The organism is Serratia sp. CY71090, assembly GCF_052166845.1.
GTDB classification, from domain to species: Bacteria; Pseudomonadota; Gammaproteobacteria; order Enterobacterales; family Enterobacteriaceae; genus Serratia; species Serratia nematodiphila.
In genome coordinates this window covers 360,147-385,396 of record NZ_JBJNOA010000001.1, presented here as the reverse complement: position 1 = coordinate 385,396, position 25,250 = coordinate 360,147, and the positions used below count along the sequence as shown (strand labels likewise).

Below are 25,250 nucleotides of genomic sequence, written 5' to 3'. Positions count from 1 at the left end.
CTTAAAACGGCGAATTTTGGATGAAGGCCAGCAGATCGGCGTTGAAGCGATCGGGATCGATCTGCGCCAAACCGTGCGAACCGCCGGCGTAAACATTCAGCTCCGCCTGTTGCATAAGCTTAGCGGCTTTCAGCGCCGAGGCGCCGATCGGCACGATCTGATCGGCGTCGCCGTGCACCAGCAGCGTCGGCTTGTCGATCGCCAGCAGGTCGGCGGTGTAATCCACTTCGGAGAACGCGCGCACACACTCGTACTGCCCTTTCACGCCGCCCTGCATGCCCATCAGCCAGAAGTGGTCGATCAGCCCCGCATTGCTCTCCACCTCGTCGCAGTGGAGGCCATAGAACGGCACCGCCAAATCTTTGAAGAACTGCGAGCGGTTGCCCGCCACGCCGCTGCGAATGCCGTCGAAGGCCGCCATCGGCGTACCCTCAGGGTTGACCGGCGTTTGCAGCATCAGCGGCGGTACGGCGCCGACCAGCACCACCTTCGCCACCCGATCGCTGCCGTGACGGCCGATGTAGCGCGCCACTTCGCCGCCGCCGGTGGAATGGCCGACCAGGATCAGATTGCGCAGATCCAGCGTTTCGATCAGCAGGGCCAGATCGTCAGCGTATTGGTTGATGTCGTTGCCGTGCCAGGTTTGCTCCGAACGGCCGTGGCCGCGGCGATCGTGGGCGATCACGCGGAATCCGCTCTGGCCGAAAAACAGCATCTGGTTGTCCCAGGCGTCGGCGGACAGCGGCCAACCGTGGGAGAACAGGATCGGCTGGCCGCGGCCCCAATCCTTATAGAAAATGCGTGCGCCATCGGGCGCGGTAAGGGTGCTCATGACGTGTTCCCCGCTCGGTATCGAATTGGATTTTGTACGGGTTAACAGTACGGCAGGCGTAAAGGCAGTGATAACGGAATAATTTTCGCATGATCGCGAGTTTTTTTGCTGAAGAAGCCGGCGTCGCCGCCGGCGCAAAACGTCAGATGTTTTCCAGATCGATACCGCGCGTTTTTGGGCCGAACAGCCCGATCACCAGCATCACGATCAGCATGCTGGCGACGATAAACGCGATCACCCCCAGCGAACCGCCGTACTGCAAGATAATGCCGATGATGATACTGCTGAACACCGTCGACAGCCGGCTGAAGGAGTAGCAGAAACCGACGGCGCGGGCGCGGATATGGGTCGGGAAGATCTCGGACTGGTAAGAGTGGTAGCTGTAGGTCAGCCAGGCGTTGGACCAGGTGATGAAGAAACCGCACAGGATCAGCCACAGCGGGTTGTTCTGCAGTGCGAACAGCGAGCCGAAGATCACCGTCACCAGGCAGGACAACACGATCTGCCACTTGTTCTCCATCTTGTCGGCGTAGAAGCTGCACAGTAGCGAGCCCAGCGGGTAGGCCAGCGTGATAAAGAAAGCGTACAGCAGGCTGTGGGTGACCGAAGCGCCCTTGCCCGACAGCAGCGCCGGCAGCCAGTTGCCGAAGCCGAAGAAGCCGATGGCCTGAAAGAAATTCATCACTACCAGCATCAGCGTGCGATCGCGATATTGCGGCGCCCAGATGTCGCGAAAGCGGCCGCGCAGCGGCGCTCCCTCGGCATCGTCCACCGGGCGCGACGGGAAGTCCGCGGCCGCCACGCCGCAGCGCCGCTCCATGTCCCGCATCACCTGCCGGGCCTGCGCATAGCGCCGCTGTTGCACCAGCCAACGCGGCGACTCCGGCAGCCCCTTGCGCACCAGCCAGATCACCAGCGAAGCCAGCGCGCCGGCAATCACCACATAGCGCCAGCCGCTCAGCCCCCAAATCGTCTGCGGCACCAGCCACCAGGACATCAGCGCCACCGCCGGCACCGACAGAAACTGCACGAAGAACGCGAAGGCGAAAGCCCGGGTGCGCAAGTGCGCGGGCACCCACTCCGTCATGTAGGTATCGATGGTCACCAACTCGATGCCGAGCCCGACGCCCACCAGAAAACGCAGAAAGATCACCCATTCCGCCTGCTGTTGAAACGCCAACAGCAGCGAGAAGGCGCCATACCAGATCAGGGCGAACATAAAGGTGGCGCGCCGGCCGAAGCGATCGGCGTACGGGCTCAGCAGGCTGGCGCCGACGAACAGACCGAGAAAGGTGGCGGAGGCAAAGGCCGCCTGATCCGACACGCCGAAAACGCCCTGCGCGCCGGTGTGGAAAATGCCGTCGGCGATAAGGCCAGTGCTGATATAGCCGGTCTGGAACAGATCGTAGAGTTCGAAAAAGCCGCCCAGCGACAGCAGAATGATAAAGCGCCACAGGCCGGCCGACGCGGGCAAGGCGTCGATTCTGGCCGCCAAATCCCGCGCATGGATCGGCGACGCCGCTACAGATTCACTCACCATTAACCTCGCATTAACATTTTTGATGACTTTCTATGCTAGCGAAGCGGCGTCGGAGTTAAATTTTTAATTAGCAGACTATGAAAAAAAGTTAAGCATAAAACGCTGCAGCAGCCTGTTTTATAGCAGGAAAATGTAGCGCGGGATGCCGCAGCGGCATCCCGAATCGGCAGGTTAACGGCTGTGGTGCTGCTGCAGCCGTTCGCTGCGGTAGACGCTCAACAGGCACCAGCCGAGGGCGATCAGCGCCAGCGGCGCGGCGACGAAGCCGATATTGCCCATGCCCAGATGCAGGCTCACCTGGTTGCCCAGCAGCGCGCCGCTGCCGATGCCGAAGTTGTACAGGCCGGAGAAAATCGCCATCGCCACGTCGGTAGCGTCCGGCGCCAGGCTCAGCACTTTGGCCTGCATCGACAGGCCGATCGCCATGATCGCCATCCCCCAGAAGATGCACAGCACCGTCAGGTGGCTTTCACTGCCGGCCGCCGGCAACAGCAGCAGCAGGCTCAAGGCCAGCAGCGTGATGGCGCCGATGAAGAAGCCGGAAGGAAACCGCTCGCTGTAGCGGCTGAACAGCAGGCTGCCGACGATGCCGGCGGCGCCGAACAGCAGCAGCATCAGCGTGGTGAAGTTCTCCGACAGCCCGGCCACGGTCTGGATAAACGGCTCAATGTAGCTGTAGGCGGTGAAGTGCGCCGTCACCACAATGATGGTCAGCATGTAAAGCGCCACCAGCGCCGGGCGCTTGAACAGCAGCGGCACGCTGGCCAGCGAACCGGAATGCTCGCTTTTCAGCACCGGCAGCAGGCGCCACAGCAGCACCAGCGCCAGGGTGGCGCACACCGCGATGCCGATAAAGGTCATGCGCCAGCCGAGCAGCTGCCCGACCACCCGCCCGAGCGGCAGCCCGAGCACCATCGCCAGCGCGGTGCCGCCCGCCAGCAGGCTCAGCGCCTGGGCTTTCTTGCCCGGCGGCGCCACGCGGATCGCCAGCGAGGCGGTGATAGACCAGAACACCGAGTGCGCCAGCGCCACGCCGGCGCGCGAAATGACCAGCGTGGTGAAGTTCCAGGCCACGGCGGTCAGCACGTGGCTGGCGATAAACAGCATGAACACGCCGATCAGCAACTTGCGGCGCTCAATCTTGCTGGTCAGCAGCATGCACGCCAACGAGGCGGCGGCGACGATCCAGGCGTAAATGGTAATGATCAAGCCGACCTGTTCGGTTTGCATCGAGAAGCTGGCGGCGATATCACTCAGCAGACCGACCGGAATAAACTCGGTGGTGTTGAAGATAAAGGCCGAGACGGCAAGGATAACCACGCGCAACCAGGCGGTTGAGCGCGAAACGGGAGCGTGTTCCATGGTAAACAAAATCCGGACAGGTGCGGCAAGTTGCGATATTTTAACCAACCGGCCCGATAAATGCGATATGCGTCACACTTTAATTGTGTGGTTTTTTTCACCGCCCATCGACACGCTCACCGACGCACGGTTGCCAAAATGCTGTGCTAATCTATTGAAGCGTACCAATTTTTCCTGCCGTTCTTCCCAGGCCGTCCACGCGCCGCGCCGAAGAAGCGCGCAGTGTCCCTTTGGCGTTTCCTGAGGCGAGGTCATTATGATGTCCGCGATTTATGATTGGTCCGTGCTCGCATTGCGCAATGTTTACGATCGCCGCATTCAGGGCCAACCGGTGCTCGACAGCGCCGCGCTGTTCCCCGACGCCGAACGTTTCACCGCCCAATGGCGGCAGATCCGCGAAGAGGCGCTGACCGTCGCCCACGATCTGCACAATATTCCCCGTTTTCACGAGATCATGAGCCAGCAGGCGTCGATCTCCGCCAATGACGCGCGCGACTGGCGCATGTTCATCATGAAGGCCTATGGCCAGCCCATCCCCCACAACCTGGCGCGCTGCCCGACGCTGGCGGCGCTGATCGCTTCGTCGCCTGACGTGCTGTCCGCCTCGCTCTCCTTCCTGGCGCCCGGCAAACAGGTGCCGCCCCATCGCGGGCCGTTTCGCGGCATTCTGCGCGGCTATCTGGTGCTGGACATGCCCAAACGCGCCGACGGCGCGCCGGCGGCGGTGCTGAAAGTGGACGGCCGCGAATACCGGCTGCACGAGGGGGAGTTCATGCTGTGGGACGATACCTTCGAGCACGAGGTATGGAACGACAGCCCGCAGGTGCGCACCGTGCTGCTGCTGGACATCCGCCGCCGCGACATGCCCGCCGGGCTGCGACTGCTCTCCGGCGCCATCATCGCGCTGGTGCGGCTGAACGTGCGCTGGATGCAGCGCCAGTTCTGACTGCGGCGCTCAGGCGATTAACCGCCCTGAGAAGCCAGCCACTGCTCGGCGGTGGTGGTGGCTATGCCCTGGCGCGCATTGAAGGTTTTCGCCTTATCCCAGGCCACGCCGTCGGGCCGGGCGAAAGCCAGCCGGTATTTGGCGCCGACGTCACGCGGATGGTTCCGCACATCTTCCCGCAGCCGCTCTTTGTCCAACAGGATCCTGTTGACCTCCACGCCCCAGTGCGCCTGCATAAGTTCGGCAAGCTCGCGGTAGGTCAGCGTGTCGCCGGCGATATAAACCGCCTGGTTGCGAAACGCGGGCCGATGGAAAAAAATCGCGGCCGTCAGCCGGCCAATGTCCTCAGGGGTGGTCAGCGTCACCGCGTAGCGCCAGTCGCCCAGCGCGCGCACCGTTTTGCTTGCCGCATCCACCACGCCAAAGGCGGGGTCAAACAGGTAGCTGGTAAAAATGCCCGTGGAAACAATCACCCACTCCGTCGCCTTCTGCGCACGCAGCAGGTGGCGCACCTCAAGCTGTTCATCCCACACCTGTTGCCCGCTGCCTTTACCCACGACATCGTAGTCCACGCCGAACTGCCACGGGAAATAGCGCGCCACGCCCGCCTGCAAGACGGCCTGGGTGATCTTTATCTGCGTGCCCGCCCCGCCGACAAAGCCGCTGCAGTTGATCACCGCGTCGAAGGAACGGAATAGCGCGCTCAGCGCCTCCACGCCGTTTTGCTGCAGATCGCCTTCCACCACGGCGATGCCGAGCCGCGCCAGCGCATCCCGCCGCGCCCGGAGCGGGCCGCTGACGGCGCGTGCAGCCTCCGGCCGGAGCAGCACGCTGATTTTTAAAGATGGAGATAACCGAGCCTGCCGGCTCATCGCTCGCAGTACCGGCAACCCCAGTTCACCGGCGCCGAGTATGAGCACGGTATTGATAGATGGATTTGTGGATTTCATGCTTGCCTCCTGTCTTGACACTGCGTCATCCTGACAGCTGACAAAAACGGGTTCAATTAGGTACACGCGTGATACCGGAGAGGAATATGACGAGCGATCGCGCAGCGCTACTGCAATTTTCGCAGGCGTTCTGTGAAGAACTGAGCAACGACGATGAAGGGTTGAAGCGTGAGATCCTCGCGCATGCGGGCAACCGTTGGTCGCTGGGGATATTGCATATCCTGGGCACTCACGGGCCGCTGCGCCACGGCGAGATAAGCCGCCAACTGGCGGGCGTGACGCAGAGAATGCTGACGCGGACGCTGCGCCATCTCGAGCGGGACGGGCTGATATCGCGCTGCGATTATCAGGAGAAACTGCCCCGCGTGGTTTACACCATCACCGACGCGGGGGAAGAGATGCTGCTCAACATGCTGCCGCTCTGGTCGTGGATTATCGCCTCCGCCGACGCCTTCAGAGCGGCCCGTTCGCACTACGATGGCCAAGAGCGCAACGCCGCTGAAAAATGAACGCGGGCATCCCTGCCCGTGGGGCGGCGCTCAGCCGCCGCCCAGATAGGCCTTTCTCACCTCCGGATCGTTCAACAGCTCCTGGCCGCTGCCGGTGAGGCGGATCTGGCCATTGACCATCACATAGCCGCGATCGGACAGTTTCAGCGCGTGGTTGGCGTTCTGCTCCACCAGAAACAGCGTCATGCCGCTGCGGGTCAGCTCGCGCAGCACGCCGAAGATCTGCCGCACCACGATCGGCGCCAGCCCCAGGCTCGGCTCGTCCAACAGCAACAGCTTCGGCCGGCTCATCAGCGCGCGGGCGATCGCCAGCATCTGCTGCTCGCCGCCGGACATGGTCATCGCCCGCTGGTTGCGCCGCTCCTTGAGGCGCGGAAACAGCTCGAACATGCGCGGCAAATCCTCCTCCAGGTAGCGATTGCCGACGGTGATGGTGCCCATCAGCAGGTTCTCCTCCACGCTCATGTCCGGAAAGATGCGCCGCCCCTCCGGCGCCTGCGCGATGCCGCTGCTGGCAACAAAGTGCGTGGAGCGACGGCTGATGTCCTCGCCGCCAAACAGGATCTGCCCGCCGGCGATGCGCGGCTGGCCGAAGATCGACATCAACAGCGTGGACTTGCCCGCGCCGTTGGCGCCGATCAGCGCCACCGTCTCCCCGGCGTTCACCTGCAGCGACACCTGGCGCAGCGCCTGGATCGGCCCGTAAAACACATCCACTTCGCGAAATTCCAACATCGCTTCGCTCATCCCGCCAGCTCCTCTTCATCCGCGCCCAGGTAGGCGGCGATCACCGCCTCGTTGTGCTGGATCTCCTGCGGCGTGCCGCGGGCGATCACATCGCCGTGATCGAGCACGATCACCCGATCGGAGATCTCCATTACCATGCCCATGTCATGCTCGATCAACAGCACCGTGATGCCGTGATGCTGCCGCAGGAAGCGAATGATGCGGCTCAGCGTGGCCGTCTCCACCGGGTTCAGCCCGGCGGCCGGCTCATCGAGGCAGATCATCTCCGGCGCGGTGCACATGGCGCGCGCGATCTCCAGCCGCCGCTGCTGGCCGTAAGACATCTCCCCCGCCAGCCGGTTGGCGCAGCTCACCAGATCCACCACCTCCAGCCAGTAGAAGGCGTGATCGAGCGCGGCGCTCTCCGCCCGGCGGTAGCCCGGCGTATTCAGCACCCCGGCGATCAGGTTGCGGTTGCTCTGCATGTGCTGCGCCACCAGCAGGTTCTCCACCACCGACATTTCGCGGAACAGACGGATATTTTGGAAGGTGCGCGCCAGCCCGGCGCGGTTCACCAGGTGGGTGCCGCCGAACATCTTGTAATAGAGGCGCGAACCGAGCCGCTTTGGGCGTATCCAGTCGCCGGCGCGGAACTTCTGCCCCAGCACCTGGATCACGTCGGTCGGCCGCTTGTGGGTATTGAGCAGGATCGCGCCGCCGCTGGCGCGGTAAAAGCCGGTCAGGCAGTTGAATACCGTGGTCTTGCCGGCGCCGTTGGGGCCAATCAGCGCGGTGATGGAGCCGCGTTCCACCTCCAGATTGACGTCGTTCAGCGCTTTGATGCCGCCAAAGTGCATCATCAGGTGTTCCACCCGCAAAATGGCGTCGCTCATGGCGCCACCCCCTTGCGTTCGGCGAAGCTGGATCGGCTGATGCGCACCAGCCCGCGCGGCCGCCAGATCATCATCGCCACCATCAGCACGCCGAACAGCAGCACCCGGTATTCGGCGAAGCTGCGCAGCAGCTCCGGCGCCACCGTCAGCACGAAGGCCGCCAGCACCACGCCGAGGGTGGAGCCCATGCCGCCCAGCACCACGATCGCCAGGATCAGCGCCGACTCGAAGAAGGTGAACGAAGTCGGGTTGACGAAGCCCTGGTAGGTGGCGAAGAACACCCCCGCCAGCCCGGCGGTGGAAGCGCCGAGCATAAACGCCGACAGCTTCACCAACACGTGATTCAGCCCCAGAGAACGGCAGGCGATCTCATCCTCGCGCAGCGCCTCCCAGGCGCGGCCGATCGGCATGCGCGTCAGCCGGTGCTTGATATACAGCACCAGCAGCACCACCAAAAACAGCACCGCGTAGATGAAAATGAACTTGAGATTCGGGTTGTAATCGATGCCGAAAAACTCGTGGATCGGCACCCCGCCGTCTTTGGCGCGCCGGCCGAACTCCAGGCCGAACACCGTCGGCGCCGGCACCGAGACGCCGTTCGGTCCGCCGGTGAGCGACATCCAGTTGTTCAGCACCAGCCGAATGATCTCGCCGAAACCCAGCGTAACGATCGCCAGGTAGTCGCCGTGCATGCGCAGCACCGGAAAACCCAGCAGTGCGCCGGCCAGCGCCGCCATCAGCGCCCCCAGCGGCAGCATCGCCCAAAACCCCAGCCCGAGATATTGGTAGCCCAGCGCCAGCCCGTAGGCGCCAATGGCGTAAAACGCCACGTACCCCAGATCGAGCAGCCCCGCCAGCCCGACCACAATGTTCAGCCCCAAGCCGAGCAGCACGTAGATCAGGCCGAGGATCGCCACCGTCAGCAGGTATTTGGTGGCGACAAACGGGAACAGCAGCGCGATCGCCGCCATCAGCGGCAGGATCCAGCGCAGGTTGGATTTATAGCCCAGCGGCCGCACGTAAACGCCGTCGTTGCCGCCGTCGAAGCGCGCCAACACCCTGCGCCCCGGCGCGGTTTGCAGGAACAGGCTCAGCAGCAGCCGCCCGGCCATCACCGCGGCGATGATCCATACCAGCCGATGCGGCTCGAAGTTGAAGCTGTAGCCGTTCAGCACGATGCCGACGATCGGCCCGAACACGATCAGGGCGATCAGCCCGGCCAAAACGGCGTCCAGCAGGCTGCGTTTGACGTCCAGCCCGCCGTTGATTACGAATTGCGACATGGCGTTCTCCTTAAACCTTGGCGACCAGCGGCCGGCCGAGCAGGCCCTGCGGGCGGAAGATCAGGATCGCCACCAGCAACCCGAAGGAGAACACGTCCTTGTAATCCGAATTCACCATGCCGGCGAACTGCGCCTCCGCCACGCCGAGCAGCAGCCCGCCCAGCATCGCGCCCGGCAGCGAGCCGATGCCGCCCAACACCGCGGCGGTGAAGGCCTTGATGCCGATGATAAAGCCGACGTAAAAATCGAAGGTGCCGTAGTTCATGGTGATCAGCACCCCGGCCAACCCGGCCATGGCGGCGCCGATCACGAACACCAGCGAGATCACCCGATCGGTATTGATGCCGAGAATCGAAGCCATTTTGCGATCCTGCTGGGTGGCGCGGCAGATGCGCCCCAGCCGGGTGCGCTGAATGATGTAGGTGAGGATCGCCATACCGAGCAGCGACGCCACCAGAATGAACACTTTGGTGTAGGTGATCTGCACCACGCCGCCGTCGAACTCCAGGCGGAACACGCCGCTCAGCAGCGTCGGGATGCCCTGCTGGCGCGGCCCCTGGCTTATCTGCGCGTAGTTTTGCAGGATTAACGACATGCCGATGGCGGAGATCAGCGGCGCCAGACGGGTGGAGTTGCGCAGCGGCTTGTAGGCGATGCGCTCGATTACCCAGCCGTACACCCCGGTGATGACGATGGTGAACACCAGCGTGCCGAGGATCAGCAGCGGAAACGAGTGCAGCCCGAAGAACGACAGCAGCGCCAAACCGATGGCGCACAGGTAGGCGGAGATCATATATACCTCGCCGTGGGCGAAGTTAATCATGCCGATGATGCCGTAAACCATGGTGTAGCCGATGGCGATCAGGCCATACACCGCGCCGAGGGTCAGGCCGTTGATCAGCTGTTGCAGAAAGAATACATCCATAATGAGCAGTCTCGCCTGGTAAGGCCGCCAACGCAGTCCGACGCGGCCAAAGGTCATCGCGGAACGGGCGCGCCAGGGCGGCGGCCCGTCGGTCATAGGGTCATAACTTCACGGTTCGGCCGTTTACAGCTGGTGATATTTGCCCTTGTCATCCCATTGATAGACCACGTAGTCCGAGACCTTCAGATCGCCCTTCTGATCCCAGGCTTTCTTGCCCATCACGGTGTCCACGTCGTGTGACTTCAGCCATTCGGCGGCCTTGGCGCTGTCTTTGCCGCCGGTGGCGTTGAAGGCGGCGGCGATCGCCTGGATCGAGGCGTAGGAATAGAGGGTGTAGCCTTCCGGCTCAAAGCCACTGGCGCGGAACTTGGCGATCACCGCCTTGCCCTCCGGGATCAGGCGCGGATCGTTGCCGAAGGTCATCAGCACGCCGTTGGTGTACTGCGGCCCGCCGGCGGCGGTCACCAGCTCTTCGGTCACCACGCAGTCGCCGGAGAAGAACTTGGCGGTCACGCCCTGTTCGCGCATCTGGCGCACCAGCGGCCCGGCTTCCGGATGGCAGCCGCCGAAGTAGACTACGTCAGGCTTGACCGAGGCGATCTTGGTCACCAGCGCGTTGAAGTCTTTCTCACCGCGCGACAGCCCCTCATACAGCACTTCCTTGACCCCGCGCTTGTTCATCGCCGCCTTCGCTGCGTCCGCCAGCCCCTGGCCATAGGTGTCTTTATCGTGGATCACCGCGATGCGCTTGGCCTTCAGCGTATCCAACATGTAGTTGGTGGCGATCACGCCCTGCTGATCGTCGCGCCCGCACATGCGGAACATGCTCTTCATGCCGCGCTCGGTGATCTGCGGATTGGTGGAGCCGGGGGTAATGGCGATGATGCCGGCCTCGTCATACACCTCGGAAGCGGGCATGGTGGATGAGGAACAGAAGTGGCCGACCACCGCCGACACCTTGTCCTGATCCACCAGCCGGTTGGCGACCGCGACCGCCTGCTTCGGTTCGCAGGCGTCATCCCCCTGCACCAGTTTGATTTTTTCCCCTTTGATCCCGCCGGCGGCGTTGATGTCCGCCGCCGCCTGCGAAGCCCCGCGCCAATACTGATCGCCATAGGTGGCGTTCGGCCCGGAGAACGGCCCGGCGACGCCGATGACGATATCGGCCTGCGCGGAAAAAGCCGTACCTAAACAACCGATGAGCAAAGCAGCGAGCGGACTTTTTATCAATTTCGATGACATTGTTATCTTCCTCAGCACTGTTGTAGCGAAACGCCCTGGGGCGCGGATCAGTCACTTTATGTGTAGACGGGGAAAATAATTTTCTTGAGAGCGCAGTCGCATTCCCCAAAAATGGGTAAGCAAAAATCCAGCCATTGTGACGACGAATACATATTGTTTGCTTATTCATCCTACATATCAGTTGCAGCGCGGCGTGTAGCGGGGATAACCGAGAGTATGGGCAGTGCGGCTAGCATGAGAGGGAGAACGGCCCTGCACCATCGCCGTGCAAAGGCTTGTGCAATCGTTGTGGGCCGCAAAATCACCGCACAGCGATGGAAAATGCCGAAAAACAGCGCAAGGTGTTCATTCCCTCAGCAAACGCGCTTTTTTTGCAGTTTAGCGCTTTGACAAACCCCGGGCGCCCCGCTATTATTCGCCCCGTTCCAACGATTCCTCTGTAGTTCAGTCGGTAGAACGGCGGACTGTTAATCCGTATGTCACTGGTTCGAGTCCAGTCAGAGGAGCCATATTTAGAAAAGCCCGCTTAAGGCAACTTAAGCGGGCTTTTTGCTTTAACGCTAAACGCGTCGACAGGCAGCGTTACTCTTTGGCTATCGGCGCGGCATTCTCATCAATTTTTACCTTACCCTGAATATCAGCAATCTTCTTCTCCAGATCCGCCACCTGCGCTTTGCTGTGCAGCAAGGTATAGGTCAGATCAAACTGCGCACTGGCGCCAGGCTGCAACTGCTTGACGCGTTTTTGTTCGCGCTCGACGGTAACCGGGTAGGCATAGCTGGTGCCCGGCTCAATCCCCGTCACATACCCTTGTTTTAACGTATCGGTATTCTTCCACAGCGTCAGGACGGGCAACTGGCGGGTATCGAACTGAATCGCCACCCCTTTGTCGCCCGCGTTATTGACCAGCGCCGCCAGTGTCTGATGATTCGGATCCGATAATGGCTTAATGTTAAAGACCATTTCATCGAACCCTTTGGTTGGGCCGGCATAGGTTCCCCAGGTCTTCAGCCCGGCTTTGGCATAGTCGTTAAACGGGCTGATGCTGGCCATCGGCGCCAGGAAACGGGCGCCATTTTCCAGAATCGGCGCGCCGAAATTGCTGTGATAAATAATCTGGTAGTCATGGGGATAATCTGCCCGGTTGGTTAACACATCATGCAGGCTGAAACTGTTGCTGCCGGGCACATAGCGCAATTCGGTGAGGGTTTGCAGATCGGCTTTTTTGAATGTGCTCTCTTTGATCAGGCCGCGAATACGAATTTCATACGGCGCCGTATCCGCTACCTCAACCTCAACCCGCGAGGCCGGCGTATTGCCCGCTTTGCCGTGCAACGTGTAAATTTGCCCTCCTTCGGTCACCGGATGACCGGTCCACTCATAGCCACAACGCACCATCATCTCATTGAAACCTTCCAGCCAGCCGAGCCCATTGCGGCTTTCCAGATTGATAAAAGCGGGGTTGACCACCTCTTTGACCGGTGAATCCCATCCCATTTTCGCGCCAAAGCCTTCTGCCCGCAGGAGGTTCATGCCGCGGGAGGGACTCAGCGTGATGGTCAGGCCATCCTGGCTGCGGATAATCAGGACTTTGCTGCCTTCTTGCTTGCCGCCGTGCAGCACTTTCTGCTCGATGCTGAACGTTTTATCCTTCACCTTCAGCGCCTCGCTCGAAATCTTCCAGTTTCCTTTCTCCACGCCATCTTCAGCGCTGGTCAGCACCCAACTCTGCGCCGCCGCCTGCCCTGAAATCAGGGCGGAAAACACCGCCATAACCCATGTCTTTTTCATTTCCCTTCCCCTTTAGCTGAATCGATTTTTTTCTAAACAAGGAAAATCTACTGTTAAGCAGGTTAAAGAAATGTGATGAGCTTCACCGGGTGAGTATTTGAAGTAATAGCGCGATAAAAATACGAATTTCATCGCAGTTCTAATGAAAGATATTGAGTTTTTGCACATGAAACGAGCTATTCATCAACATAATTTGTATCGTTTCAGCTAAGGAGCAAGGAGACAGTTACGGGAAAGCAAGACATCGCGAAGGTAGCTTGGGGGGCTTGTTTAACGCTATCCAGCCCAAACGAAAGCGCTCACACAGCCAGCCTGTCTTGAGCCTCTTTGCTTTCACGGCCGCCTGCTCGTGTCAAAGGAGCCCTGGTGCACAAAGCCCGCTCAGGAAGACCTGAGCGGGTTTTGTGCTTTTCTGCCGTTAGCGCTTACAGCACAAATTCGTAGTGCGAACCGTCCGGCAGTTCGACATCCAGGCGCAGTTTGCCGCCCGCCGCCTCAACATAGCGTTTGAGCGAGGAAAGTTTCAGATCGCGGCCCGGTTTTTCCATCACGGCGACGGTCGGCTGCCTGATCCCCAGCGCCTGCGCCATTTCAACCTGCGTTTTCTGTACTTTTTCACGCAGCTCGGCAAGGTGAATGTTCAGCATGATGTCCGTCGCGATTGCCTGCGCTTCGGCCACGACCTCGGGCTTTTCCTCCGCAATAAGCTGTTCCAGCGTTCTGCCCATCGCGTCACTCCTTCTCGTTTAATGTGTTCAGCCAATTCGTGAATTCCCGATCGGCAATCTGCAGCATTCGATCGTAAAAACGTTTTTCATCGCCCGCTTTATTGCCCGCGCAAAGCACCATGCCGACGCGGTACGGATCGAAGGCGAAGAATGCCCGCAACGGTTCGCCACGGCTCTGAATACGCAGCTCTTTCATGTTGCTGTAACGCGAGCCTTTAACCGTATCGGCGTAGAGCCTGGGCAAGCCGGGCCCTTTTTCCCGCAGGACCATCAATGCAGCAAGCACGCAGGCCCGGTCGGCATCGCTGAGTGATCTGAACCAATGATCAAATGCATCCGTTGTTTTAATTTCCCACACGGGACCTCCCTAAAATATAGATCAGTAACTATATAGATGTAAAGCTATAGCAGAGAGGCGCTGGGATAGCATGCAAAGGCATGCGTTGTTACTGCAAGGCTGAACGTACATCCACGCATTTTGCAAACGCAGTGCGCGGCATTCACCTTTTTACGAGCGGTATCGAATAATCGTTCAGAGGCACGGGCGCTTCCCCGCGCCCCTTTATGAACCCTGTCACAAAAAGCGCATAACGTTTTCGGCGTTCTGCGCAGCGGGCGGTGAGCGGCAAACTTGTTAACGCCACGTTACATCGGGTTAGGCAACATTGTTAACGCCGATTGATGCGCCAAACGCATCGCGCCATGCGTTTATTGCGCTTATTTACTTTATTTTCCTGAGCGAGTCTTCAGCAACAGGCGCGGCGTCAGGCGCCAATAACAAACTGGAGATAACGATGCATTCCTCTACCTCACCCATGACCACCCGGGCCAGATCCGGCGCGATACTGCGCGTCACCTCCGGCAACTTTTTAGAGCAGTTCGATTTTTTCCTGTTCGGCTTTTACGCTACCTACATCGCACACACCTTTTTCCCGGCCAGCAGCGAGTTCGCCTCGCTGATGATGACCTTCGCGGTATTCGGCGCAGGTTTTCTGATGCGCCCGATCGGCGCCATCGTGCTGGGCGCTTACATCGATAAAGTCGGCCGCCGCAAAGGGCTGATCGTCACCCTGTCGATCATGGCCGCGGGCACCTTCCTGATCGTATTGATCCCCTCTTACCAGAGCATCGGGCTTTGGGCGCCGCTGCTGGTGCTGTGCGGGCGTCTGTTGCAAGGCTTCTCGGCGGGCGCGGAGCTGGGCGGCGTGTCCGTCTATCTGGCCGAAATCGCCACGCCGGGCCGTAAAGGCTTCTACACCAGCTGGCAGTCCGGCAGCCAGCAGGTGGCTATCATGGTAGCGGCGGCCATGGGCTTCGCGCTCAATGCGGCGCTGGAAGAAAGCGCCATTCGCGAATGGGGTTGGCGCATTCCTTTCCTGTTCGGCTGCCTGATCGTTCCCTTCATCTTCTTCCTGCGCCGCAAGCTGGAAGAGACGCAGGAATTTACCGCTCGCCGTCACCACCTGGCGATGCGCGACGTGTTTAAAACCCTGCTGAAAAACTGGCCGGTGGTGATCGCCGGCATGCTGATGGTCGCCATGACCACCACCGCGTTTTACCTGATCACCGTCTATGCGCCAACCTTCGGCAAAAAGGTGCTGCTGCTCAGCGCTTCCGACAGCTTGCTGGTCACCCTGCTGGTGGCGATCTCTAACTTCATCTGGCTGCCCATCGGCGGCGCGCTGTCGGACCGTTTCGGCCGCAAACCGGTGCTGGTCACCATGACGTTGCTGACGTTGGCCACCGCCTACCCGGCGCTGAGCCTGCTCGCCGCCGCCCCCAGCTTCGGCATGATGCTGGCCGTGCTGCTGTGGCTGTCCTTCATTTACGGCCTCTACAACGGCGCCATGATCCCGGCGTTGACGGAGATCATGCCAACGGAAGTGCGGGTGGCCGGGTTCTCGCTGGCCTACAGCCTGGCGACGGCGGTGTTCGGCGGCTTTACGCCGGTGGTCTCCACCGCGTTGATCGAATACACCGGCGACAAGGCTTCACCGGGCTACTGGATGAGCTTCGCCGCGTTGTGCGCCCTGCTGGCGACGCTGTATATGTATCGCCGCATCGCCATGCCGCTGCAAACCGCGCGCTAAGCCGCCATCTCAAAAGGAATGATGCCATGCAAAAACTCACTCGTTCGATCCTCGCCGCGCTGGTGTGCGCCTCCTGCAGTACGGCGGCGCTGGCCAAAGACGTGACCGTCATGATTTCCGGCGGCTTCAAAGCCGCGCTGGAGAAGCTGGCTCCGGAATATGAAGCTCAAAGTGGCGACAAAATCATTCTGGTGTCCGGCCCCTCGATGGGCAAAACGCCGCAGGCGATCCCCGCGCGGCTGGCGCGCGGAGAGCAAGCCGATGTGCTGATCATGGTGGGCGACGCGCTCACCCAACTGGAAAAAGAGCGCTGGACCCAGCCGGGTTCGCGCGTGGAGCTGGCCGATTCGCCGATCGGCATGGTGGTGAAACAGGGCGCGCCCAAGCCGGTGATAAAAACGGATGCCGAGCTGCGCAATGTCTTGCTGCAGGCTGACTCTTTCGCCTATTCAGACAGCGCCAGCGGCCGCTATGTCAGCGGCCAACTGTTCAAAAAACTGGGCATCGAGGAACAGGTGAAAGGGAAAGCGCATAAGGTTGAGCGCATTCCGGTGGCCTCTGAAGTGGCGCAGGGGAAATACGCGCTGGGCTTCCAGCAGGTGAGCGAATTGCTGCCCGTGGCGGGCGTCACCTTTATCGGCGAGTTGCCGGAAAACGTGCAGTACATCACCCGCTTCGCCGGCGCGGTGACCGCCAATGCCGAGCACCGCCGCGAAGGCAAAGCGTTGCTGGACTTCCTCGCCTCCTCTCAGGCACAGCCGACCATTCGCGCGACCGGCATGCGAACCGTGCCGGCGCAGCAGCCGGTCAGGCAGAGTGATACTGTTCAGTAATCAGCTTTTCCAGCTCGGCGGCGACGAAAGACTGCATGCGGCCGCGGCGCCGGATCAAACCGACGGTGCGTTTCACCACCGGATCAACCAGCGATACCGACGTCAACACCGAATGTTCTGAAGTGGGCATCGACATGGCGGGCACGGCGGCAATGCCGATGCCCGCCTCAACCATGCCCAGCATGGTCGTCACATGGCGAGTTTCACACACGCTGGGGCGTTCCGGCACGAGGTGTTCCAGGCGCTGATCGAGCAGATTGCGATTGCCGGAGGTTTTATCCAGCGAGACGTAATCCTGCTGATAGAACTCTTGCCAGGTGAGGCTCTTTTTAGCGGCGAGCGGATGGTCGCGCCGGCAGGCGGCCACGTAGACGTCTCCCACCAACGGCACAAATTCAAGATTAGGCTGCAGCCGCCCGGCGAAGCAGATGCCGAAATCGGCCTGGCCGCCGGTGACCGCCTCGATGACATTACCTGCGCTGCCGTCGATCAGCTTGACGCGCACGCGCGGATAGCGCAGCCGGAAACGGCGTATCACGTCGGGCATGAAATAGTAGGCCGCCGAGGGCACCGTGGCGACGGTAACCAGCCCCACCCGCTCCTGGCTGACCTTATCGATATCGGCCATCACCGCTTCGACGTTCATCAGCAGCTGTTCCGAACGTTCGGCAAAAGCCTGCCCGTACAGCGTCAAGGTCACGCGCCGGGTGGTGCGATCGAACAGCTTGATGCCCAGCGCGTTTTCCAGCTTCTCAATCCTGCGGCTCAATGCCGACTGGGACAGGCAGATGGACTCTGCGGCCAGCCGAAAATTGCCATACTCCACCAGCGCGCGAAACGCATAGAGATCGTTGAGATCAAAATTCACGGGCATAACGGCCAACTCTCCTTGCTTAAATGGCAGAAGACGCAAAACAGCGATGATAACCGCTTATATCGCCACGTTCACCGACTGGGTGGTTGAACCACCCAAGCCCCTATCGCCCCAGCAGCACCATTCCCCAAATAATGATAGTCATCACCACGGCTACCAGTTGCGCTGCGCCGCCCAAATCTTTGGCGCGTTTGGATAACGGATGTAATTCCAGCGAAATGCGATCGACTACGGTTTCAATCGCCGTATTAAGCAGCTCAACCACCAATAGCAGAAAACTGCAGGTGATTAATAACAGCCTTTCTATATTTGTAATATCCAAACCAAATGTAACAACCAGTAAAATAGCGTTAATAACCAATAATTGGCGGAACGCATCTTCGGTAAGCACAGCATCAATAAACCCGGCCCAGGAATTCCTAATGCTGTAGGTTAATCGGCTTATTCCTTTTTTCTTTTCCACAGGCATACAATCAGCTCTCGTCAAAACTGCGACAGTCACTCGCAAATAAATCACGCAGCGTGAATTTATCTCAAGTTTATTAATTAAAAACCTTAACCGTTCTCTTTCAGAAAACGATGCATTCACTCACTCGCCGTCACCCTGCTCCTGAAACGGCACCGCCCGAAAATGCCCTGGCGCGGTTATTATTCTGGGAGCGTAAAAAGGGGACGCGATATCAGCCGCTTAAAGCGTTTTCTCGTACAAGCGGTAACGCTTGTACGGTACCGCGCCGATGCGTTCTAAAATCGTCCGCATGCCGGTATTGGTTTCCAGGATCCACGACATTTCCAGCGCGTCGATATTGCGCTTCGCGAAAGGCTCGCGCAGCGCCTCAATCAGCAGCAGCGCAATAATGGGCCCGATGCGGCTGAATTGATATTCCTGGCGTACGCCCATCAACGGCACGCGCGCGGTGCGCACGCCGCTGACTTTCAGGCGCCACAATAGCTTCGCCCAGCCGAACGGCAATAAACGCCCCTGCAGATCGGCAATCGCTTCGTTAATGTTCGGCAGACCGACGATAAAGGCGCAGGGGGCGCCATCCACCTCGGCGATATGGATCATATCGTCGGGCACCAGGAACTTCAGCTGATCCCCCATGGTGGCGAACTCGTGCTCGGTGAACGGGACAAACCCCCAGTTATGTTGCCACCCGGAGTTGAACACCTCGCGCAGCACCTGCATCTCCTCGCGAAAGCGCTTGCGATTGAGACGGCGGACGGTCACCTTTTTACGCACCTGTTCCATCATCCGGGTTAACGACGGCGAAAAATGCAGGTCGGTTCTTTTCATCCAATAGGCAAGCAAATCAATCCCTTCGCTGTAGCCCTGCTGCGCTATCTGGGCCGCGTAGTAAGGTTTCGCGTGCGTCATCAGGGCGGAAGGCGGGGTATCGAACCCTTCGACCAACAGGCCGCTTTCCTGATTGATATTGAGGCTGAATGGCCCGGTGATTTTACGCGCGCCTTTCGACCTCAGCCACTCCTCCGCTACCGTGAATAAGGTGCTGAACACGGCGGGATCGTCAACGGCGTCAATCATGCCGAAGTGGCCGGTATCCTCACCATGCAGCTCCCGGTGCAAAGAATCGATTTGCGCAGTGATGCGCCCAACCACTTTGCCCTGTTTTTTGGCCACCCATGCCTGCCATTCAATATGGTCGGTCCCGGGATTCTTCTTTGACAGGTGCTCTTCGCGCTCTACATGCAGCGGCTCAATCCAGTTCGGATCATCGCGAAACAGTTGCGAGGGGAAAGCAATAAATTCTTTAAGTTCGCGTTTATCCAGAACTTTCTCAATACGGATCATAAATAGCCTTACGTTTTAATAAAATAATTAAATAAGCACGCGACAACGCCTTTAGCATTTTTTATGCTGTTGCCTTTTATTGAATTGTGTATTGCCTCCGGCTCAATGATAAGAAAAACCGAATATTCCCCCCCCGGCGAATCAGCAACGTGTTGCCTGACATTCACCCTGCGATGTCCATAATTGATAAAAAAAGGAAACAGAAAGCGGCGCAGCCAGGCTACGCTAATAGTGCTCTTTTATTATTTCGTGCTGTTATGGTAAAAGAAACTCGCCGCTTTTAGTGTACCGACTTTAATCAGGAGGTGTGCCGCCATTTTTACCACTTAATGCTATTTTTAAGATTAGCCTTAAATGAATCGTTCACTTTTGAATTTCTTGCGGCATACTGTTTATGAAGTGTTTAAGTTCCAAGATAGCCATGCATGAGGTCATAACCTATGAGCCGACAGTTATTTCCTGCCCGACAGATGCAGACTAAAGAACGGCGAAGCCCGGATATTACAATAGTCTCTCATATCTCGCCAGGGTGCCGCTCAAGGCTGATGACTCGGGCTACTTACGTTCTGCCCGGTTAATAACCGGCATGCCGCTCGAGCACGGCAATATACGCTGTTCGCGGAATGAAGATGGTTGAATAACAAACTTATTCAAAACCTATTCATAGTAAAACATCAATTACCTCGCCAAGAGTGATTTCTCTCTTTTGGTGATTTTTAATCTATGGCTAAGTTTGTCTATGTCTGAAACAAGTTCCGTTCATTCTCTTCCCATGCGCTATGCGGACTTCCCCACGTTAGTAGACGCGTTGGATTACGCGGCGCTCGGTAATACGGGAATGAATTTTTACGACCGTCGCAATCAACTCGTGACCGTTCTCGACTATCGCACGTTGCAGCAGAAAGCGATCTCGGGCGCGCGGCGTTTATTGTCCCTGAAGCTCAAGAAAGGCGATCGCGTGGCGCTTATCGCCGAAACCAGCCCGGGCTTCGTCGAAGCCTTTTTCGCTTGCCAATATGCCGGCCTGGTGGCGGTGCCGTTGGCGATCCCGATGGGCGTTGGCCAGCGCGACTCCTACACCGCCAAACTGAAAGGGCTGATCGCCAGCTGCAACCCCGCGGCGATCATCAGCAGCGAAGAGTGGACACCGCTCATCGCGTCGGCCACGGAAAACACGTCGGCGATGCACATCCTCAGCGACGCGGACTTTAACGCCTTGCCAGAGCCGGAGATCGCGTTGCCGGCGCCTTCGCCCGACGATATCGCCTATCTCCAATACACCTCGGGCAGCACCCGCTTCCCGCGCGGCGTGATCATCACCCAGCGGGCGGCGATGGCGAACCTGAACGCGATCAGTCGCGACGGGATCAAGCTGCGCGCGGGCGACCGCTGCGTGTCGTGGCTGCCCTTCTATCACGATATGGGCCTGGTCGGTTTCCTGCTGACGCCGGTGGCGACCCAGCTGTCCGTCGACTACCTGCGCACGCAAGATTTCGCCATGCGCCCGATGCAGTGGCTGAAACTGATCGCCAAGAACCGCGGCACGGTGTCCGTCGCCCCGCCGTTCGGCTACGATCTGTGTCTGCGCCGCAGCAACGCCAAAGAGCTGGCCGATCTGGATCTTTCCAGCTGGCGGGTCGCCGGCGTGGGCGCCGAGCCGATCCCGGCCGAGCTGCTCAGCCAGTTTGGCGAACACTTCAGCAGCATCAACTTCGACAGCAAAGCCTTCATGCCGTGCTACGGCCTGGCCGAGAACACCCTGGCGGTGAGTTTTTCCGACCCTTGCTCCGGCCCGCAAACCAACGAGGTCGACCGCGATATTTTGGAATACGAGGGTAAAGCGGTCGCGCCGGGCAAGAAGACCCGCGCCGTCTCGACCTTCGTCAACTGCGGCCGTGCGCTGCCCGGCCATCGCATCGAGATCCGCAGCGAAACCGGGCAACCGCTGCCGGAACGTCAGGTCGGCCATATCACGATTTCCGGCCCCAGCCTGATGAACGGCTATTTCTGCGACGATGAGTCCCAGCAGCAGATCCAGGTGACCGGCTGGATGGACACCGGCGATCTCGGCTATCTGCTGGACGGCTATCTGTACGTCACCGGCCGCAAGAAGGATTTGATCATCATTCGCGGCCGCAATATCTGGCCGCAGGATATTGAGTACGTCGCGGAATCCGAACCGGAAATCCGTTCCGGCGATGCGATTGCCTTCGTGACCGAAGAACACGACGAAGCGGCCAGGATCATTTTGCAGATCCAGTGTCGAGTCAGTTCGGAAGAACGCCGTGAACAAATCGTGCATTCGCTGAGCGCGCGCATTCAAAGCGAGTTCGGCATCGCGGTGGACATCGAGCTGCTGCCGCCGCACAGCATTCCCCGCACGTCGTCGGGCAAACCCGCGCGCGCGGAGGCCAAGAAACGCTGGCTGAGCGCTTCGCTCTACCCGCAAATGCCGCAGCTGGCCGGTTTCGCGCAATGAGCGGCACCGTGGCAGTGACGGGCGCGACCGGCTTTATCGGCCGGCATATCGTCCAGGAACTGCTGGCGCAAGGGTTTAGCGTGCGCGCCCTGACGCGGCAAGCCGGAAAAGCCGCCGCAGACAACCTGCAGTGGATCCCCGGCGCGCTGGAAGATCGGCCCTCGCTCACCGAACTGGTGCGCGGCGCGGAGTGCGTCGTGCATTGTGCGGGCCAGGTGCGCGGGCATGCGGAAGCGGTGTTCACCCGCTGCAACGTCACCGGCAGCCTGAATTTGATGCAGGCGGCCAAACAGAACGGCCGCTGCAATCGCTTCTTGTTCATGTCGTCGCTGGCGGCCCGCCATCCGGCGCTGTCCTGGTACGCCCATTCAAAACAGGCCGCCGAGCAGCAACTCATCGCCGCCACGGGCGATATCGCGCTGGGGATTTTCCGCCCGACGGCGGTTTACGGACCCGGCGATAAAGAGCTGAAACCGCTGTTCAACGGCCTGCTGCGCGGCGTGCTGCCCCGGTTGGGCGCGCCTGACGCCAGGCTCTCTTTTCTGCACGTGAGCGATTTGGCAAAGGCGGTCAGCCAATGGGTGCAAACCGAACCCGCGCAGCCGAATATTTACGAACTGTGCGACGGCGTGGCCGAAGGCTATAACTGGCTGCGCCTGCGAGACATCGGCGCCGCCGTGCGTCACGGGCCGGTGCGTCTGGTGGGCATTCCGCTGCCGCTGCTGAAAGCCCTGGCGGATATCAGCGTGGTGTGGAACCGCCTGGTAAAACAAGAACCGATGCTGACGCGCAGCAAAATACGCGAATTAACGCATCGCGACTGGTCCGCCAGTAATCAGGCGCTGTCTCAACAGATTAATTGGTTTCCACAGGTGAGTTTGGAACGCGCGCTGCGTGAAGGGCTGTTTTAATTATTCCAAGTAGAGGTGTGTCAACGTTCTTATGCTAAATCGCGATGCTGTAATGGATTATATCCTGACGTGTTTGCAAGGTATCGTCGAAGGCGGAGTGGAAATAAAACCTGATAGCGATCTCGTCAATGATCTTGGCCTGGAATCCATCAGAGTCTTGGATCTGCTTATGATGCTGGAAGATGAATTAGATATCTCCATTCCTATCAATATATTGCTTGATGTCAGAACGCCTGAGCAACTGCTTGACGCGCTGCGCCCTTATCTGGAGAAAAACCATGGGACTGTATGATAAGTTTGCGCGGCTCGCCAATGACCGTGAACAATTTCAAACGTCCGGTCTGAATCCGTTCGGCACCTGTATCGACGAAGTGTATTCCGCCACCCAGGGGCGCATCGGCGATCAAAAGATTGTCCTCGCCGGCACCAATAATTACCTTGGCCTGACGTTCGATGCGCAGGCGATCGCCGCAGGCCAGGCGGCTCTGGCCGCACTCGGCACCGGCACCACCGGCTCGCGCATGGCGAACGGCAGTTACGGATCGCACCTGACGCTGGAACGGGAGCTGGCGGAATTCTTCGATCGCCCGAGCGCCATCGTGTTCTCCACCGGCTATACCGCCAACCTGGGCGTCATCAGCACGCTGGCGGGACCGGGTGCCGTGGTGCTGATCGACGCGGACAGCCACGCGAGCATTTACGACGCCTGCGCCCTCGGCGGCGCGGAAATTATTCGCTTCCGCCACAATGACGCCGCCGATCTGGAGCGCCGCATGGTGCGCCTGGGCGAACGCGCCCGCGAGGCGATCATTATCGTGGAAGGCATCTACAGCATGCTGGGCGACGTCGCCCCGCTGGTGGAAATCGTCGACATCAAGCGGCGATTGGGCGGGTATCTGCTGGTCGACGAAGCGCACTCCTTCGGCGTAATGGGCGAGCACGGCCGCGGCCTGGCCGAAGCGCTGGGCGTCGAGCAAGACGTGGATATCATCCTGGGCACCTTCAGCAAAAGCCTGGCTTCGATCGGCGGCTTCGCCGTCGGCGGCAAGGGGATGGACGTGCTGCGCTACAGCAGCCGGCCGTATATCTTTACCGCTTCGCCGTCGCCGTCCAGCATCGCTTCGGTGCGCACGGCGCTGCAAAAAATCGCCCGCCATCCCGAGCTGCGGGAAAAACTGTGGAGCAATGCGCACCGCCTGTACCACGGCCTCGCCGAGCTGGGCTATACCCTGGGGCCGCGCATCAGCCCGGTGGTGCCGGTCATGATCGGTTCAAAGGAAGAAGGGTTGCGTTTCTGGCGCGAGCTGATCGCCCACGGCGTCTATGTGAACCTGGTGCTGCCACCGGCCGCGCCGGCGGGCGTGACCCTGCTGCGTTGCAGCGTCAATGCCGCGCACAGCGATGAAGAAATCGACACCATCGTACGCGCCTTTGCGGCGCTGAAAAAATAAAGCCTTTCCTTCTCGGCCGCGGCGGCGGTGCCGAAAATGGCCACGCCGCCCTGCCGAACCGATGCGCACCTCAGTGCGCAGCCGTTGATACCCCATCAGCCGAATAGCGATACCCCTGCGCCGCCATAAATTCCGCGATGGCTTTTTCCGCCGCCGAAAGCACCTCCTCGATCGGCCGATCGGCATCGAGATCCACGATGTCGGCGCCTTCGAACGTCAATAGCGGCGTGACGGCGATCTTCTTCTCCAGCGCCGCTTTGCGGTGATCGGGTTTGCGCGCGCAGGCCACGTCCAGACTGACATTCAGCTTGAGCACCAGATCCGGTTTTTGCCCCGCCATCCATTGAAACGCCGCCCGTTCACGCGCCGCCAGCCAACGGACGAAACGGCTGCCTTCAACGTCGACGGGAAAAACCGTGCCGTCGTAAGCGCCAGGGATCTGCGCCTGCGGAAAACGGTCGGTCAACACGATGAACCCTTGCCGGCGATACGCCAGCATGCGGCGAAAACGCAGCAGCCGCCGCCCCACGAAAGCGATGATCACCGCCGACGGCAACAGGCCGATGCGGGATTTTTTCGTTTTGACTTTTTTGGTATTGCTCTCGATAGCCTTGCCCACCGAGCGCCCGAGCAGCGGCAATTTCGCCGCCGCGCGCCCGACGTTGCCCGCCTGCTTGCCCAGATGCACCTGCACCGCCGGGCCATAATGTTTCACATACTCGATCAGATGTTCACAAACGGTGGACTTACCCGATCCGTCGCTGCCGATAACCGCAATCAGCGGCGGAAATTTTGCACTCATAATAAGACTCTCTTTCAATACACCAGAAACGGCGTGCCATATTTGAAGCGAACGATCGCTTATCATTGCCGCGGTGGCTGCGTGAAAAAAATTTGCCATACGCAGCGCCAAAAAAGCACAAAAGATTAAGCGAAAATTGAAAACCTCTGCTCTTTTTTCGCCATGAGCCATGCCGAGAATTAACATAAAAAGCGAAACCGGCCCACGCACGAACAATTAGCACAAAATAACAAGAACAAACGCCATGAATATCAATTCAAATAACGAAAA

At 59.6% G+C, this 25,250-nt stretch carries 24 protein-coding genes and 1 tRNA gene; 9 read left to right on the top strand and 16 right to left on the bottom strand.

Annotated features, from left to right (window positions below; genetic code table 11):
* Position 1: 1 nt before the first annotated feature.
* The 3 genes from ACJ8OK_RS01840 to ACJ8OK_RS01830 form a co-directional block, all read right to left on the bottom strand.
* The gene (locus ACJ8OK_RS01840; protein ID WP_033632606.1) at positions 2-832 is read right to left on the bottom strand and encodes an alpha/beta fold hydrolase; all 831 of its coding nucleotides are present in this window, start codon (positions 830-832) and stop codon (positions 2-4) included.
* A 142-nt stretch (positions 833-974) separates the two neighbouring features.
* Entirely contained in the window at positions 975-2,372 is a 1,398-nt protein-coding gene (locus tag ACJ8OK_RS01835) for an MFS transporter (protein WP_442530353.1), read from the bottom strand.
* A gap of 171 nt (positions 2,373-2,543) precedes the next feature.
* Positions 2,544-3,734 carry a sugar transporter gene (locus ACJ8OK_RS01830; RefSeq protein ID WP_033632605.1) on the bottom strand — a complete coding sequence of 397 codons (1,191 nt, stop codon included), beginning with the start codon at positions 3,732-3,734 and terminating at the stop codon, positions 2,544-2,546.
* Positions 3,735-3,993: 259 nt separating this feature from the next.
* Here ACJ8OK_RS01830 and ACJ8OK_RS01825 point away from each other — a divergent pair, with 259 nt between their 5' ends.
* Positions 3,994-4,680, top strand: coding sequence for an aspartyl/asparaginyl beta-hydroxylase domain-containing protein (locus ACJ8OK_RS01825; protein WP_033645507.1), 687 nt, complete (start codon positions 3,994-3,996; stop codon positions 4,678-4,680).
* Between the two features lie 17 nt (positions 4,681-4,697).
* On the opposite strand, the gene ACJ8OK_RS01820 is transcribed toward ACJ8OK_RS01825, so the two are convergent.
* Positions 4,698-5,630 (bottom strand): aromatic alcohol reductase, encoded by a 933-nt coding sequence (locus ACJ8OK_RS01820; protein ID WP_033632604.1) that lies wholly within the window; start codon positions 5,628-5,630, stop codon positions 4,698-4,700.
* Between the two features lie 86 nt (positions 5,631-5,716).
* Between ACJ8OK_RS01820 and ACJ8OK_RS01815 the strand changes: the two genes are divergently transcribed.
* The gene (locus ACJ8OK_RS01815; protein WP_442530352.1) at positions 5,717-6,139 is read left to right on the top strand and encodes a winged helix-turn-helix transcriptional regulator; all 423 of its coding nucleotides are present in this window, start codon (positions 5,717-5,719) and stop codon (positions 6,137-6,139) included.
* A 30-nt stretch (positions 6,140-6,169) separates the two neighbouring features.
* Here the strand turns inward: ACJ8OK_RS01815 and ACJ8OK_RS01810 are convergent, their stop codons facing one another.
* The 5 genes from ACJ8OK_RS01810 to ACJ8OK_RS01790 form a co-directional block, all read right to left on the bottom strand.
* Positions 6,170-6,886, bottom strand: a complete 717-nt coding sequence (locus ACJ8OK_RS01810) for an ABC transporter ATP-binding protein (protein WP_004928599.1) — start codon at positions 6,884-6,886, stop codon at positions 6,170-6,172.
* On the bottom strand, positions 6,883-7,758 hold the full coding sequence (locus ACJ8OK_RS01805; protein ID WP_004928596.1) for an ABC transporter ATP-binding protein: 876 nt from the start codon (positions 7,756-7,758) through the stop codon (positions 6,883-6,885). Before ACJ8OK_RS01805 ends, ACJ8OK_RS01810 begins: the two co-directional genes overlap by 4 nt.
* On the bottom strand, positions 7,755-9,041 hold the full coding sequence (gene livM / locus ACJ8OK_RS01800) for a high-affinity branched-chain amino acid ABC transporter permease LivM (RefSeq protein WP_048324301.1): 1,287 nt from the start codon (positions 9,039-9,041) through the stop codon (positions 7,755-7,757). Before livM ends, ACJ8OK_RS01805 begins: the two co-directional genes overlap by 4 nt.
* Before the next feature lie 10 nt (positions 9,042-9,051).
* Entirely contained in the window at positions 9,052-9,966 is a 915-nt protein-coding gene (locus ACJ8OK_RS01795; protein WP_048324303.1) for an ABC transporter permease subunit, read from the bottom strand.
* Between the two features lie 123 nt (positions 9,967-10,089).
* Positions 10,090-11,208 (bottom strand): branched-chain amino acid ABC transporter substrate-binding protein, encoded by a 1,119-nt coding sequence (locus tag ACJ8OK_RS01790; RefSeq protein ID WP_033632602.1) that lies wholly within the window; start codon positions 11,206-11,208, stop codon positions 10,090-10,092.
* Between the two features lie 433 nt (positions 11,209-11,641).
* Between ACJ8OK_RS01790 and ACJ8OK_RS01785 the strand changes: the two genes are divergently transcribed.
* Positions 11,642-11,717: transfer RNA gene (locus tag ACJ8OK_RS01785), tRNA-Asn, on the top strand.
* A 73-nt stretch (positions 11,718-11,790) separates the two neighbouring features.
* Here the strand turns inward: ACJ8OK_RS01785 and ACJ8OK_RS01780 are convergent.
* The 3 genes from ACJ8OK_RS01780 to ACJ8OK_RS01770 all read right to left on the bottom strand — a co-directional run bounded on the left by ACJ8OK_RS01780 (position 11,791) and on the right by ACJ8OK_RS01770 (position 14,085).
* On the bottom strand, positions 11,791-12,999 hold the full coding sequence (locus tag ACJ8OK_RS01780) for an aldose 1-epimerase family protein (RefSeq protein WP_235363297.1): 1,209 nt from the start codon (positions 12,997-12,999) through the stop codon (positions 11,791-11,793).
* A gap of 425 nt (positions 13,000-13,424) precedes the next feature.
* Positions 13,425-13,727 carry a transcriptional regulator gene (locus ACJ8OK_RS01775; RefSeq protein ID WP_442530351.1) on the bottom strand — a complete coding sequence of 101 codons (303 nt, stop codon included), beginning with the start codon at positions 13,725-13,727 and terminating at the stop codon, positions 13,425-13,427.
* A 4-nt stretch (positions 13,728-13,731) separates the two neighbouring features.
* Positions 13,732-14,085: a type II toxin-antitoxin system RelE/ParE family toxin gene (locus tag ACJ8OK_RS01770; RefSeq protein WP_235363298.1), complete on the bottom strand. Its 354-nt coding sequence runs from the start codon at positions 14,083-14,085 to the stop codon at positions 13,732-13,734.
* 436 nt (positions 14,086-14,521) lie between these two features.
* Here ACJ8OK_RS01770 and ACJ8OK_RS01765 point away from each other — a divergent pair, with 436 nt between their 5' ends.
* On the top strand, positions 14,522-15,817 hold the full coding sequence (locus ACJ8OK_RS01765; RefSeq protein ID WP_442530350.1) for an MFS transporter: 1,296 nt from the start codon (positions 14,522-14,524) through the stop codon (positions 15,815-15,817).
* Between the two features lie 26 nt (positions 15,818-15,843).
* Positions 15,844-16,650: a substrate-binding domain-containing protein gene (locus ACJ8OK_RS01760; protein WP_374930162.1), complete on the top strand. Its 807-nt coding sequence runs from the start codon at positions 15,844-15,846 to the stop codon at positions 16,648-16,650.
* Here the strand turns inward: ACJ8OK_RS01760 and ACJ8OK_RS01755 are convergent.
* From ACJ8OK_RS01755 to ACJ8OK_RS01745, 3 genes are all read right to left on the bottom strand, one after another.
* A complete protein-coding gene (locus ACJ8OK_RS01755; protein ID WP_049278342.1) occupies positions 16,625-17,524 on the bottom strand; it encodes a LysR family transcriptional regulator in 900 nt (299 codons plus the stop codon). The genes ACJ8OK_RS01760 and ACJ8OK_RS01755 overlap by 26 nt on opposite strands.
* A gap of 103 nt (positions 17,525-17,627) precedes the next feature.
* Entirely contained in the window at positions 17,628-18,113 is a 486-nt protein-coding gene (locus ACJ8OK_RS01750; RefSeq protein ID WP_228392530.1) for a diacylglycerol kinase, read from the bottom strand.
* A gap of 99 nt (positions 18,114-18,212) precedes the next feature.
* Entirely contained in the window at positions 18,213-19,337 is a 1,125-nt protein-coding gene (locus ACJ8OK_RS01745) for a hypothetical protein (RefSeq protein ID WP_015378481.1), read from the bottom strand.
* Between the two features lie 739 nt (positions 19,338-20,076).
* Here ACJ8OK_RS01745 and ACJ8OK_RS01740 point away from each other — a divergent pair.
* Genes ACJ8OK_RS01740 through spt form a run of 4 tightly spaced genes read left to right on the top strand, consistent with a single transcriptional unit; the run spans position 20,077 to position 24,178 of the window.
* Entirely contained in the window at positions 20,077-21,816 is a 1,740-nt protein-coding gene (locus tag ACJ8OK_RS01740; RefSeq protein WP_072062322.1) for a fatty acyl-AMP ligase, read from the top strand.
* Positions 21,813-22,727 (top strand): NAD-dependent epimerase/dehydratase family protein, encoded by a 915-nt coding sequence (locus ACJ8OK_RS01735; RefSeq protein ID WP_033632595.1) that lies wholly within the window; start codon positions 21,813-21,815, stop codon positions 22,725-22,727. Before ACJ8OK_RS01740 ends, ACJ8OK_RS01735 begins: the two co-directional genes overlap by 4 nt.
* A 31-nt stretch (positions 22,728-22,758) precedes the next feature.
* Entirely contained in the window at positions 22,759-23,019 is a 261-nt protein-coding gene (locus tag ACJ8OK_RS01730; protein WP_015378483.1) for an acyl carrier protein, read from the top strand.
* The gene (gene spt, locus ACJ8OK_RS01725; RefSeq protein WP_004935542.1) at positions 23,006-24,178 is read left to right on the top strand and encodes a serine palmitoyltransferase; all 1,173 of its coding nucleotides are present in this window, start codon (positions 23,006-23,008) and stop codon (positions 24,176-24,178) included. The genes ACJ8OK_RS01730 and spt overlap by 14 nt, the downstream gene beginning before the upstream one ends.
* Before the next feature lie 70 nt (positions 24,179-24,248).
* On the opposite strand, the gene ACJ8OK_RS01720 is transcribed toward spt, so the two are convergent.
* A complete protein-coding gene (locus ACJ8OK_RS01720) occupies positions 24,249-24,980 on the bottom strand; it encodes an ATP-binding protein (protein WP_015378484.1) in 732 nt (243 codons plus the stop codon).
* Between the last annotated feature and the right edge of the window lie 270 nt (positions 24,981-25,250).